The sequence below is a fragment of the Nocardia sp. NPDC020380 genome (assembly GCF_044386975.1).
In the GTDB taxonomy this organism is placed as follows: Bacteria; Actinomycetota; Actinomycetes; order Mycobacteriales; family Mycobacteriaceae; genus Nocardia.
The window spans coordinates 667,934-680,477 of sequence record NZ_JBIRVQ010000001.1 but is presented as its reverse complement, the minus strand read 5'-3'; the positions used below and the strand labels follow the sequence as shown (position 1 = coordinate 680,477).

At 68.0% G+C, this 12,544-nt stretch carries 12 protein-coding genes; 4 read left to right on the top strand and 8 right to left on the bottom strand.

Annotation, left to right across the window (positions count from 1 at the left end; all coding sequences use genetic code 11):
• Window positions 1-123: 123 nt before the first annotated feature.
• On the bottom strand, window positions 124-597 hold the full coding sequence (locus tag ACH438_RS03205) for a MarR family winged helix-turn-helix transcriptional regulator (protein ID WP_397000563.1): 474 nt from the start codon (window positions 595-597) through the stop codon (window positions 124-126).
• Window positions 598-707: 110 nt separating this feature from the next.
• Here ACH438_RS03205 and ACH438_RS03200 point away from each other — a divergent pair, with 110 nt between their 5' ends.
• A complete protein-coding gene (locus ACH438_RS03200) occupies window positions 708-1,841 on the top strand; it encodes a GDSL-type esterase/lipase family protein (protein ID WP_397000561.1) in 1,134 nt (377 codons plus the stop codon).
• A 3-nt stretch (window positions 1,842-1,844) separates the two neighbouring features.
• On the opposite strand, the gene ACH438_RS03195 is transcribed toward ACH438_RS03200, so the two are convergent.
• From ACH438_RS03195 to ACH438_RS03185, 3 genes are all read right to left on the bottom strand, one after another.
• Window positions 1,845-3,263, bottom strand: a complete 1,419-nt coding sequence (locus ACH438_RS03195; protein WP_397000559.1) for a hypothetical protein — start codon at window positions 3,261-3,263, stop codon at window positions 1,845-1,847.
• Window positions 3,264-3,420: 157 nt separating this feature from the next.
• Complete coding sequence (locus ACH438_RS03190; protein ID WP_397000557.1) at window positions 3,421-4,989, bottom strand: hypothetical protein; 1,569 nt, start codon at window positions 4,987-4,989, stop codon at window positions 3,421-3,423.
• Window positions 4,974-5,741 (bottom strand): ABC transporter ATP-binding protein, encoded by a 768-nt coding sequence (locus ACH438_RS03185; protein WP_397000555.1) that lies wholly within the window; start codon window positions 5,739-5,741, stop codon window positions 4,974-4,976. The genes ACH438_RS03190 and ACH438_RS03185 overlap by 16 nt, the downstream gene beginning before the upstream one ends.
• 116 nt (window positions 5,742-5,857) lie before the next feature.
• Here ACH438_RS03185 and ACH438_RS03180 point away from each other — a divergent pair, with 116 nt between their 5' ends.
• Window positions 5,858-6,742 (top strand): alpha/beta fold hydrolase, encoded by an 885-nt coding sequence (locus ACH438_RS03180; RefSeq protein ID WP_397000553.1) that lies wholly within the window; start codon window positions 5,858-5,860, stop codon window positions 6,740-6,742.
• Between the two features lie 4 nt (window positions 6,743-6,746).
• Here the strand turns inward: ACH438_RS03180 and ACH438_RS03175 are convergent, their stop codons facing one another.
• A complete protein-coding gene (locus tag ACH438_RS03175; protein ID WP_397000551.1) occupies window positions 6,747-7,397 on the bottom strand; it encodes an SDR family NAD(P)-dependent oxidoreductase in 651 nt (216 codons plus the stop codon).
• Window positions 7,398-7,487: 90 nt separating this feature from the next.
• Between ACH438_RS03175 and ACH438_RS03170 the strand changes: the two genes are divergently transcribed.
• Window positions 7,488-7,844 carry a MerR family transcriptional regulator gene (locus ACH438_RS03170; RefSeq protein WP_397000549.1) on the top strand — a complete coding sequence of 119 codons (357 nt, stop codon included), beginning with the start codon at window positions 7,488-7,490 and terminating at the stop codon, window positions 7,842-7,844.
• Window positions 7,845-7,858: 14 nt separating this feature from the next.
• On the opposite strand, the gene ACH438_RS03165 is transcribed toward ACH438_RS03170, so the two are convergent.
• Together ACH438_RS03165 and ACH438_RS03160 are read right to left on the bottom strand one after the other, a co-directional pair.
• Window positions 7,859-9,319 (bottom strand): DHA2 family efflux MFS transporter permease subunit, encoded by a 1,461-nt coding sequence (locus ACH438_RS03165; RefSeq protein WP_397000547.1) that lies wholly within the window; start codon window positions 9,317-9,319, stop codon window positions 7,859-7,861.
• A gap of 110 nt (window positions 9,320-9,429) precedes the next feature.
• Window positions 9,430-10,401: a helix-turn-helix transcriptional regulator gene (locus tag ACH438_RS03160; RefSeq protein ID WP_397000545.1), complete on the bottom strand. Its 972-nt coding sequence runs from the start codon at window positions 10,399-10,401 to the stop codon at window positions 9,430-9,432.
• Window positions 10,402-10,503: 102 nt separating this feature from the next.
• Here ACH438_RS03160 and ACH438_RS03155 point away from each other — a divergent pair, with 102 nt between their 5' ends.
• Window positions 10,504-10,914 (top strand): VOC family protein, encoded by a 411-nt coding sequence (locus tag ACH438_RS03155; protein ID WP_397000543.1) that lies wholly within the window; start codon window positions 10,504-10,506, stop codon window positions 10,912-10,914.
• 3 nt (window positions 10,915-10,917) lie between these two features.
• Here the strand turns inward: ACH438_RS03155 and atzF are convergent, their stop codons facing one another.
• Window positions 10,918-12,537, bottom strand: a complete 1,620-nt coding sequence (gene atzF / locus ACH438_RS03150) for an allophanate hydrolase (protein ID WP_397000541.1) — start codon at window positions 12,535-12,537, stop codon at window positions 10,918-10,920.
• Window positions 12,538-12,544 lie beyond the last annotated feature (7 nt).

Here is a 12,544-nt window from a genome sequence, read left to right as displayed (position 1 = left end):
GTAGCTCCGCGCACACGAAAACGGGCGCTGGAACCCTTCGGTTCCAGCGCCCGTTTTCCTTTCCCCGCAACGGTTTTCGGTCGATTCGTATGTCGCCCCCGACTCCCCGTGGCGCCGCGATGATCAGGTGGTGACGTGGGTGGCTTCGGGGTTGGTGGCGTCTCGGACGACTCGGAGGGAAGCGGTGAGATCTTCGAGTTGGGCGGGGGCCAGGAGACCGGTGAACCAGCGGTCTATGCCTTCGAGGTAGGCGGGGAGGACGCGGGCTACTCGGGTGGCGCCGGCGGCGGTGAGGACGGCGTAGGAGCTGCGGCGGTCGGCGGGGTCGGGTTCGCGGCGGACGAAACCGTTGCGCTCCAGGCGATCCACCAGGCGGGTGACGCCGCTGGTGGAGAGGGCGGTCTGGGTGGCCAGGTCGGTCATGCGGAGTTTGCGGCCGGGGGAGCGGGTCAGGCGGATCAGGGCATTCAGATCGAGACCGGAGAGTCCGTTGGCCTTCCAGATCTCCTCGAGGCGGGCGATGAGGCCGTGGTGGGCCTCGAAGAGCAGGCCGGCGGCGGTGAGGCGGGGGTCGTCGAACAGATGCTTGGGATCCACAGTGACCAGCCTAAACCAGACGATTGCAGTGGGGATAGTTGACACGCGGAACATTTCGCGTAGATTGTTGCTCAAGCAATATTCCGCACTGCAACTAAATGGAGGTTCCGATGTCGACACGGCATTGGGTGGCGAGTTTCCGTGCCCCGCTGGTGAATCCGGCCGAGCAGATCCGGCTCGCCGAACCGCGCGCGTTCACCGGGGAGACGATTCGGCAGGTCGTGCGGCTCGCCGGCGGCGGGGAGCAACTGCGGGTGCGGGTCACCAATCGCTACTCCGACCAGGAGCTGGTGATCGGCGCGGCCCGCATCGCGGTGCGCAAGACGGGGAACGAGATCGTCGCCGAGACGGATACGGTGCTGCGTTTCGGCGGCGCCGAGAGCGTGCGGGTGCCGGCGGGCGGTGACCTGGTCAGCGATCCCATCGAATCGGCCACGGAGACAGGCACGGAACTCGCGGTGAGCCTGTATCTGCCCGAGTCGACCGGCTTCCCGGCCTTCGCGCAGCTGCCGGGTGATTCCGGGTGGATCGTCGCGGGCGATCGGACAGGCGACGCTGCACTGCCCGATGCCGAGGAGACCCTATCGCGGTTCTTCCTCACCGGCATCGACGTCCTTGTCGATACCGAAGTTCCCGTGCTCGTCGCCTTCGGCGATTCCTGGTTCGAAGGCGTCGGCTCCACCCACGGCGCGCATCGCCGATCGGTGGATGTGGTGAACGAGCGACTGACCACCGGATGGGCGGTGAATCAGGGCATCAGCGGAAACCGTTTGCTGACCGATCAGATCGGCGAGCACGGCCTGGCCCGGTTCGAGCGGGACGTGCTGTCGGTACCGGGAGTGGCGGCCGTGTGGGCCAACTTCGGCATCAATGATCTGATCCTGGACGGCACCGCCGCCGTGGCGGCACTGATCGCAGGTTACACCGAATTGGCGCGGCTGGCCCATGACGCGGGACTGCCCATCTACGCCGACACCATCGGACCCTTCGCCGGGGTCATCTACCCCGGGCTGAGCGTCGACACGGGACTGCCCGTGCGGCAGGAAGTCAACGAATGGCTGCGCACCACAGACGTTTTCGACGCGGTCTTCGATATCGCGACCGCGGTGGAGGATCCGGCGCGGCCGGGCTTCATCCGGCCCGAATTCGACAGTGACGGCATGCATCTCAACGACGCCGGCTATCGCGCCATGGCCGCGGCGGTGGATCTCACGGTGCTCTCGCATTTCACCCGGCTCCCCTGAGTCTCACGGCAGGCGCGGCCCGGCGGCCTGCGCCTGCCGGAGCCCGTGCGTCTGCAGATCGTCGGCCACATCCCGGCCCAGCCGCACCCCGCCGATATTCCGGGACAGGTCCATCCCGCCGTCCGCATCGACGGCGAAAGCATCGAAAGACCAGTTCACGCCGAGGAATACCCGGCTGCGACCGTTCTCCTCCATCATCTGCCACAGCCCGCCGGGAAACCGGCGCAGATGCCGGGGACGCTGCACGCCGTGCTGGTCGGTGGTCTCACCGTCCAGCTCCTCGGAGACGAAAGCCATTCCGTCGGTGAGGGTGTCGGGTCCATCGCCGGCACTGTCGTAGAAGTGGCGGATGGTCTGGAAGGCCGCGGCGCCGAGCGCGGCATGCCCGGACGGGTAGGCGGGACTGGGCGGGGTGAAGTTGCCGGCGATCTCATTGCTGCGGGGCGCGCCGTGCGGCTGCCAGAACGGATCGCAGCCCGATTCGAGGCCCTGCCCGGGTGTGGCGCCGGGGCCCATGGCGGGATCGTGTTCGCGGATGCCGAGGATCGGCCGCCAGCGATCGTGCCGGTATTTCTCGTCCCAGCACAGGATTCCGGCATCCGCCATGGCCGTGTTCACCAGCGCGAACAGCCGGGCGTTCTGCTCGATGTCATTGCCGCGGGCCTCGGCGATCTCACGGGCGATGCGGTTGTAGAACCGCGGCGGGCTGCCGATCCGGCGGCTGCCGTCGTACGCCCAATAGATGCCCGCGAGGGTTTCGGCCGGGGTGCGCGACGGATAGGCGGCCGGGATGGTCGCGATCTGCTCGGGCGCAATGCCCTTGGCCCGCGCCTCGCGCAGCGCCGTGAGATAGCGTGCGCCGTTGGTCTTGGGCGGCGGGTCCAGCGTGTAGCGATCGGTCACCGCGAAGCAGTGCGAGCGCGCGCCGTAATCCGGTGCGTAATAACCCTGTTTCGGGTTGACCGGGTCGGGCCGATGGCTGGGCGGGGTGGCGCCCGGCGTATGGCCGGAATCGTCGAGGCCCGGATCACCGCGGCGGGCGGCGAGCACGGCACGGCCGATGGCCTGCCCGTGCGAACCACCGCGGCCGGTGCCCGGACCGTGCAGGCCGGATTCCCGTAGCGCGCGATCCAGTCCCGCGGTCTGCGCCGGGTACAGGGCCGTCAGCGTGCAATGCGCGGCCACCGCGATGGCCGCGGCCGGCGCCGAACCATTGGCCGCCACCGGCGGCGTGGTCAGCCAGGTGCCGTGCGGCGCACCGAAAATACTGAAGATCGCATCGTGCATGGCGAGATGCACGATGGCCAGCGCGCGGGAACTCCCTGCCGGACCGCACGATCCCCGCTCGACGGGATTGAGGTCGGTATGCGCCAGGCGGTCCGATTCCAGCGCCACCGCGTTCCAATACAGGATTTGATCCACTTCCGCTGTCTCCCAGGACTGTTGGAGAAGTTGCGTAATCCAGGGTGACGACGCGGAGTGTGAATTGCGGCAGTAGTCCGGTACCCGACTTTCCTGGCCCGTGCCGGTCCGGTGCGAGTAGCCGTGAATCTTCTTTGTTCTAGGGGGAAATCGCAGGTCAGCGCGGCTTCACGGCGGCGAGCAGCTCCGGTCCGCGGGTCTCCAGGCGGGTGGTGGCCAGGCGGACTCCGACCATTGCAGCAAACCCGCCGAGTAGCAGACCGATCGGTAGTGCGAGCCATTCCACGAAAGCGTTGTGCATGACCGTCCCGATCGCCAGGATCGCCAATACCGGCGCCGAAACCAGCAACTGCCCGAGACCGACCGTGAACTGCAGCAGGATTTTCGCGCAGCCCGGATTACCGGAACCCGCGAACGGGTTACCGCGCTGCTGCGGCAACGGATACGCCGCATGCGTGGACAGGAAGATCGCCGCCGCCGCACCGACACCCAGCAACACCGGCAGCGTCGACAAAGCCCATGGGTACAGCCGCGCCTGCCCGAGCGCACCCGGCAGGATCAGCGCGGCCAGCAATGCCACCGGCGCCACGATGAGCGCCCACGCGATCACCCGGCCACGGACATCCGCGCCCGGCGCGCCCGGGATCACCAGCGTTTGCCAGACCCCGGTGCCATCCAGCCCGTACAGATTGGTCGCGCCCATGGCGGCCAGCCACACCACGAATGCGCCTGCCAGCGGAATGGTTCCGTGCGAACCGTTCTTCAGGGACAGGAAGATCGGCAGCACGAATCCGATGAGCAGCAGCGGCAGCAGGGTTGCGCGGCGGCGGCTGTCCCGCCACCAGGTGCGCAGCTCCTTGGTGACAACCGCGCCCACCGGGGTGGCGGGGATATAGCGTTCCAGCACAACGGCTTTCCCGTCCACGATCTGCCCGGCGGGTGCGGGCGGAAGCGTGAGGCGGCGTTCCAGCAGCAGTGCCCACATCTGCCAGAGCGCCAGCGCCAGCACGATCAGACCGAGCAACGGCAGCAGGGCGAACAGCCACCGGCCCCTGGTCGCCGACTCCACCGCGTACGGGGCCCAACCCGACGGCACGGCGCGCAGCGTGCCCGCGAGGGTGCTGTTCGAACTCTCCAGGGAGGGGCCGAGATTCGTGATGAGCAGGTTCAGCGGGTAGTAGGCGAGGCCGATCAGACCCGCGAAGAGCACGCCCAGGTCCCGGCCGCGGCGGGAGCGCATGGCGGCGCCCAGCCAGCCCATGACGACCCGCGAGAGCAGGACGACGAAGATCAATTGCAGGATCGCGCCGAGCGCCGCAATTGCCATGGCGCCCAGGCCGTACGGGGCCGCGAGCAGTATCAATCCGCCGAAGGCGATGAGGTTCACGATGGCCGACGGGCCCGCGAACGCGGCCGCGGCCAAACCGTACGCCAGCTGCCTCGGAGTCAGCGGCAGCAGCCGGAACTGTTCCGGCTGCAGGGTTTCGTCGTTGCTGCCGGTCAGCACCGGACCGCAGATCCAGCCCAGGGTCCACGCGGCGAACAGGGCCGCCGACACCGTGACGCCGCCGTGCAGGGTGTCGTGCGCGGCCGCGATGAGATAGACCGTCACCACCGCCGCGGCCAGCCCGAATGCGGTGCCCAGCCAGAAGTTGAGCGCCGCCCGGCCTTCCCGCATGGATCGGCGGGTGATCTGCACCCGCATCCGGATCAGGACGCCAACCACGACAGCCCTTCCTCGCCACCCACGTGCCCGCCCACCAGCCGCACGAACGCCTGCTCCAGCGTGCCGTCCCCGCGCACCTCGGCGAGCGTCCCGCCCGCCACCACCTGCCCGCGATTGATGACGGCGACTCGATCACACATGTTCTCCACCAACGCCATCACATGACTGGAGAGCACCACCGAACCGCCCGCGGCCACGAACCGCTGCAGGATGGTGCGAATGGTGCCCGCGGACACCGGATCCACGGCTTCGAAGGGCTCGTCCAGCACCAGCAGTTTCGGCGCGTGCAGCAGTGCGGTGGCCAGGCCGATCTTCTTCCGCATACCGGCCGAATAGTCCACCACCACAGTGTTTTCCGCGTCGGTCAGCTCCAGCACGGTCAGCAGTTCGTCGGCGCGCGCCACCACGGTGGCCTTGTCCATGCCGCGCAGCAGGCCCGTGTAGTTGAGCAGTTCGCGGCCGGTGAGGCGTTCGGGCAGGGACAGGCCGTCCGGCAGCACGCCGACCACGGTCTTGGCACGCACCGGATCGGCCCAGACATCGGTGCCGAAGATGCGGGCCGCACCCTGATCCGGCCGCAGCAGGCCGACCGCCATCGACAGAGTGGTGGTCTTACCCGCGCCGTTCGGCCCCACCAGACCGAAGAACGATCCCGCTGGCACCGCCAGACTCACCCCGTCGACCACCCAGGGCCCGCCGAACTTCTTGTACAACCCCTCCAGGCGAAGTGCCCACACCTCGTCGGAAGCCATTGCCCCTCCTCGCGGCATCACCGTGATGCTCTGACCTCACCATACGGTTCAGGCATGGGTCCCGGTTCGATCACGCGTTCGTGGCGGGAGTCGCCGGGCGCGGATAAGTTGATCTCATGCACGAAGGCATCACCGATGCGCAACTGGCGGAATCACTTTCGGGCGATTTCCGCAGCGAGTACGCCCAGGTCAACGGAACCCGGATCCACTACGTCGCGGGCGGGTCCGGAGAGCCGCTCATCCTGCTCCCCGGCTGGCCCCAAACCTGGTGGCAGGCCCGCAAGATCATGCCCCTGCTGGCCCGCCGCTACCGGGTGATCGTGGCCGAACTCCGCGGCATGGGCGCCTCGGACACCCCCGCGGACGGCTACGACAAGAAGACCATGGCCGAGGACATCGACCAGCTCATCCACCACCTCGGCCACACCTCCGCCTTCGTCGCCGGCCACGACATCGGCTCGATGGTCGCCTTCAGCCTCGCCGCCAACCACCCCGAATCCGTCCGCAAACTGGCCCTCCTCGAGGAACCCCACCCCGACGAGGCCCTCTACGACTTCCGCCTCCTCCCCACCGACGACCAACGCGCCAAACACCGCTGGTGGTTCGCCTTCAACCAGGTAGCCAACGTCCCCGAGGACCTTCTCGAAGGCCGCGGCCGAGTCCTCGTCGATTACCTCTGCCACCGCAACCTCCGCGACCCCGAAGCCATCGACGAGCAGACCCGCGAAATCTACGCCGCCGCCTACTCCCGCCGCGAGGGCATCCGCGCCGCCAACGGCTGGTACCAAGCCTTCGCCCAAGACATCGAAGACGGCAAAAAGTACGCCCCCCTCGAAATGCCCGTAGCCGCCCTCTACTTCACCGGCCACACCGACGTACTCACCAGCCTCGCCACCCGAGCCACCTCGGTAACCCCCTTCGAAATCCCCGACTCCGGCCACTACTTGGCCGAAGAACAACCCAACCTGGTAGCCACCCACCTCACCGACTTCTTCGGCTAGCGACTCATACCTGCGTGGTTCCGTGGTGGACGATCTCCAGGGCCCAGGCTTCGGGGGGTTGGCGGTGGAGGTTCCAGTAGTGCTCGGCGATGAGGGTTGGGTCGGAGTCGGTGCCGGGGACCATGTGGCAGTCGATGGTGACCGTGGCGGTGTGGAGGCCTTGGGGAGCGTAGGCCTCGTGCAGGATGGTGGTGAGGGCTCGGATGTCGGCTTTGCCGAGGGAGAGGCTGGTGTAGCGGGGGTCGGGGGCGGGCATGCCGCCGGTGAGGATGATGGTGCCGGAGCCTCGGGTGAGCATGGCGGGGGTCAGGTGGCGGGTGGTGATCAGGGCGCCCAGGACGTTGACCGACCAGGCTTGGAGATGGGCCTCCGGGGTCAGTTCGCCGGGGTTGTCGCGTTGGATTATGGCGGCGTTGTAGACGAGGGCGTCGGGGACGCCCTGGTCGGCGATGATCGCGTCCAGGGTGGTGGTGAGGGATTTCTCGTCGGTCACGTCCGCCTGATAGCCGCGGGCGGTGGGGCCGGTGCGCTCGGCCAGATCGGTGACTCCCGCGCTGCGGGCGATCAAGGCGACCGGCATTCCGGTGGTGGCGAATCGTTGGGCGATCGCGAGACCCAGACCGGGGCCGGCGCCGACGATAATCAGTCCTGACATGGAATTTTCCTGTCCCGTGGTGGTTTTCAGGTGGTGTCAGGTTAAGGGTTGACATTGGTGTCAACCGCAAGCTCCAGTGACGGAGGTCGCATGCATATCAGCGAACTCGCGGCAGCGACCGGGACGACGCCCCGGCTGCTGCGCTACTACGAGAAGTGCGGACTGCTGTCTCCGGCACGCACCTCGGGTGGATACCGCACCTACGACAGCTCGGATATCCCTCAGGTGCGCAAAATTCGGGCCTTGCTCACCGCCGGCTTCGGAACCTCCGCCATCGCAACCCTGTTGCCCTGCCTCGAAATCGAGGACGCCCAACTCACCGCCACCTGTCTGGACATGGCGACGCACCTCCGGGCCCAGCACGCCGAACTGACCGCGACCATCGAAGCCCTCGACCGCAATCGGCACGCCGTCACCGATCTGCTCCGCACCGTGCCGCTCCGATGAAGCCGCGCCGAGTGTTATCGGGTGCCGACGTCTGCTGCCACCGGTTGTTCTGCGGCGGAGACTGATTCGGGCGCTCTGGCGAACAGTGCGGCCGCGGCGGCGCCCAGCAGCAGGACCGCAGCCGGCAGGATCATGGCCTGGCCGAGCGCGGTGCTGAACCGATCCGCGATCGCAGCGGGCAGGCGCCCACCGCCGGTGGCCGCACCGCCCAGGCCCTGGGCGGCCATGCGGGCCGAAATCACCGCGGCGGCAGCGGCACTGCCGAGCACCGAGCCCAGCTGCCTGGTGGTGTTGTACACGCCGGCGCCCGCGCCCGCCTGAGCCATCGGCAGGTTACGGGTGGCGATCGCGGCGAGCGGCGCCCAAATCGCCGAATTGGCAACGCCCGCAAACACTCCGGCCAGCAGGAATATCGCGATCGGTGAATTCGGCCGCATCGCGGCGGCGATCACGAAAATCGAGGCCGCGAACAGGATGAAACCGATCGTCGGCACTACTCGCGGCGGCAGGCGGTCGGAGAGCTTCCCGATCAGCGGTCCACTCAGAGCGGTGGCCGCCGCCATGGGGGCGAAGACCAGGGCCGATTCGGTCGGCGAATAGTCACGCACGGCCTGCAGGTAGAAGTACCAGGGAGCCATCATGGCGGTGACCGCCACACCCATGGTGGTGACCGCGAGACTGGACAACGCGAAATTGCGGTCGCGGAACAAGCGCAGCGGCACCAGCGGTTCGGCGATATCGCGAGCCTGGCTGACCACGAACACGGCCAGCACCGCCAGCCCGCCGAGGATCAACGCCCAGATCTCACCGTCCCAATGATGGCCGTTGCCTTCCTGTAAACCGAAGACCAGCAAGAACATCCCGATCGCAGACAGCACCACGCCGACCCGATCGAATTGGCGCCCATGCGTTTCCAACGCGGGCACCAGCCGGTACGCCAGCACGAAGGCGATCACGCCGATCGGCACATTGATATAGAAGATCCAGTTCCAGCTCAGCTGGTCGACCAGCACACCGCCGACGATCGGGCCCACCAGCATGGCCAGACCGGCCACCGAACCCCACAGGCCCATGGCCGCGCCGCGGCGCTCGGGCGGGAATGTCCGGGTGATCACCGCCATCGTCTGCGGCGTCATCATGGACGCGCCCAGGCCCTGGACCGTGCGCGCGGCAATGAGCATTTCGATGCTGCCCGACCTGGCGCACCACAGTGAAGCCGCGGTGAAAACGCACAGCCCGGTCAGATAGACCCGCTTGGGTCCCAGGCGATCGCCCAGCCTCCCGGTCACCAGCAGCGGTATCGCGTAGGCGAGCAGGTAGGCGCTGGTCACCCAGATGACCTGCACGATGTCGGTATGCAGGTCCCGCATGATCGCCGGATTGGCCACCGAGACGATGGTCGAATCCAGCAGGATCATGAAGAACCCGACCACCAGCGCACCCAGCGCCGGCCATGGATTACGTTGCGCGGTCACGGATTTCCCCAATCCTCGAAACCGGTGAAGAACCCGGGATCGATGCCCGGGCATACGCCGATGCTAGCATGCTAGCAATACGTCTAGCTAGCATGCTAGCAATGGGGAAGCTATAGGGATCGGGACGCCGCCCGCGCGAAACGACCGGCCATATCCGCGAAGGCCGCTCGGAGTTCCTCGGGACCGACGACCTCGATATCGGCATCGAATTTGGCGAATGCGGCCGCGAGGGCGGGCCAGGACCAGGAGCCCAGCGTCACTCGACTGCGGGTCGGGCCGGCGCTTTCGAGGAGGCCGTCGCCGAGGTAGGGCGAGATGTCGGCGGCGGGGAGATCGATGATTGCTTCGCCGCGGCAAGGCCATTCGGTGGAGGTGTCCGAACCACGGAATCGGCTCAGCAGGAACGACTGCAGATCGGCAGTGGGCAACTCTCTCGGGGTGAATCGCGGCCCGGTCGGCGTGCGCGGGGTGATTCTGTCTGCGCGGAAGACACGCCAGTCGTCGCGGTCGAGATCCCAGGCGACGAGATACCAACGGCTGCGCCAGGTTACGAGATGGTGTGGCTCGACGCGCCGAGGCGGGGTGAGAGGGTCGGCTGGGGCGTAATCGAAGCGGAGCACCTCGCGGGCATGGACGGTGGCGCTCGAGGTTACAAGGGTCGTGGTGTCGATCTGCGGATTCGATTGTCCCACCGGTGTTTCCACGGCCGTGAGGTGAACAGCCTCGATGCGACGGCGGAGCCGGTCGGGCATCACCTGCCGGACGGTATGCAATGCGCGGGCCGCCGACTCCTCTATCCCCGCACCCGCGGTGGTCGCGATCTGGAGGGCAATGGCCAGCGCCACGGCCTGATCGTCGTCGAAGAGCAGCGGTGGCAGTTCCGCCCCCGCCTCGAGGCGATACCCACCATCCGGCCCCTTGTAAGCGGCAATCGGATACCCGAGTTCACGCAACCGATCGACATCCCGGCGCACGGTGCGCGGACTGATCTCGAGCCGTTCGGCCAGCAGCGCACCCGGCCAATCCCGTCGAGCCTGAAGCAGCGACAGCAATGCAAGCAGCCGTGCCGAAGTTTTCTGCACCCGATCGATCCTGCCAGGAGAAGAGGACACACCCTGTCCTCTTCCACTGGAAATCTCGGTGACGGCACAAGGCCGAGCAACGCTACGAACGCAGGAGCGACCATGACCATCGACACCGTCACCCACATCAACCTCCGCGGCAACGCCCGCGCGGCCCTGGAGTTCTACCGATCCGTCTTCGGCGGCGACCTCGCCCTGATCACCTACGCCGACGCGCACAGCGTCGAGCACCCGGCCGAAGCCGACCAGATCATGTGGGGCCAGGTCACCTCCCCTGAGGGCTTCCACATCATGGCCTACGACGTCCCCGCGTCCCGCCCCTGGAACCAGGGCACCGGCTCCTACTTCGTCTCCATCCGCGGAAAGGACGCCGAAGAAATCACCACCTACTGGCAAGCCCTCACCCCCGACTCCACCGTGATCGTCCCCCTGGCCCCGGCTGCCTGGGCCCTCCTCTACGGCATGCTCACCGACCCCTTCGGCGTCACCTGGGTACTCGACGTAGCCGCCTGACCCTCACTCGACTGCGCCGGCGGCGAGGGCGGCGCGCCAGCCGCCGTATTCGCTGATGTCCTTGGCGGTGTCGGCGGCGGCGCCGGTGCAGGCGAAACCGGTGCGCCAGGAGCCGTCTTCGAGTTCGACTGCGCCCAGTTGCATGGGGGTGGGGAGGGCGGCGAGGAAGGTGCCTAGGGCGGCGGGGGAGAGGAGCCAGCGTTCGCCCTCGACGGTGGTGCCGGATTCGGTTGGGGGGACGCGGGTTACGGCGGGTTTGGGTGGGGTCGTGTCGAGGGCCGCCAGGCGGTAGTGGGGGGAGGTGCGGACGGGGCCGTCCCAGCGGGCGCCGAGGGTTGTCAGTTGGTGCTCGAGGGGCTGGCCGCGGAGGTGGGCGCCGAAGACGATCAGTTCCTGGAACGGGGTGATTGTCAAGGGCCACACTGAATCCGGGGTGGCCGGGGTGTCGGTGAGGAGGATGGCTATGTCGAAGGCGACGGCGTCTTCGAAGGGGCGAGCGAAGACGGTCACGCCGAATTGGGCTTCGGCCGCGGTGCCCGCGGGGACGGCTACGGCGCAGAGATCGAAGAGGTTGCAGAAGTTGGTGTAGGTGCCCAGGCGGGAATTGACGGCTATCGGGTCGGCGGCCACTTCGGCGATGGTCGGGTGGCAGGGGACGGTGGGGCAGAGGAGGGCGTCGGCGCCGGACATGCTCGCCATGGCGGTTGCGCGGAGACGGGCGAGTTCGGCCTGATCGGTGGCCAGGCGGTGGGCGGGGAGGTCGCGGGCGGCGCTGATGATCGCGCCTACGGTGGGGTCCACCGCATCGGGGTGCTCGTCGACGAATTCGCCTACCGTCGAATATCTTTCGGCTACCAGAGCGCCACCGTAGAGCAGGGTGGCGGCCGCGAGGAAGGGGGCCGGGTCGATCTCGATGATGCGGGCGCCGCGGGCTCGGAGGGTGGTGACGGTGCGGTCGAATGCGCTGTGCCACTCCGGATCCAGGTCGGGGAGGTCGCGGAAGATCGCCACCGTCGGATTCGGCGGGGCGGCGAGGCGGGCGTCGGCGGGCCAGGGGCGGTCGGGGGCGCCCGCCGCCATGACTCCCATCGCGCGACCGGCCAGGTCGAGATTCGTGGCGAAGACGGTGACGCAGTCGTAGGAGCGGCAGGCGGGGACGACGCCTGCCGTGGACACCGCGCCCAGGGTCGGCTTGATGCCGACTATGCCGTGCAATGCCGCCGGAACCCGCCCGGAGCCCGCGGTATCGGTGCCGATGGCGATATCGGCCTCGCCGGCCGCGACCGCGGCCGCCGAACCGGAACTCGAACCGCCGGAGATGTATCCGGGCCGGATGGCATTCTCGACCACCCCGTACGGGGATCGGGTGCCGACCAAGCCGGTCGCGAACTGATCCATATTGGTCTTGCCCACGACCACCGCGCCCGCGGCGCGCAATGCGGCGACCGCCCCCGCATCCTGTTCCGGCACATAGGCATAGGCGGGACAGGCGGCCGTGGTCGGCAGGCCCGCCACATCGACATTGTCCTTCACCGCCAGCCGCAGCCCGGCCAGCGGACCGGTGGCGAGGGCGGCATCGGCGGCCACCTCGTCGGCGGGGCGTCGGTGGATCCACACGGTCATGCTCGGT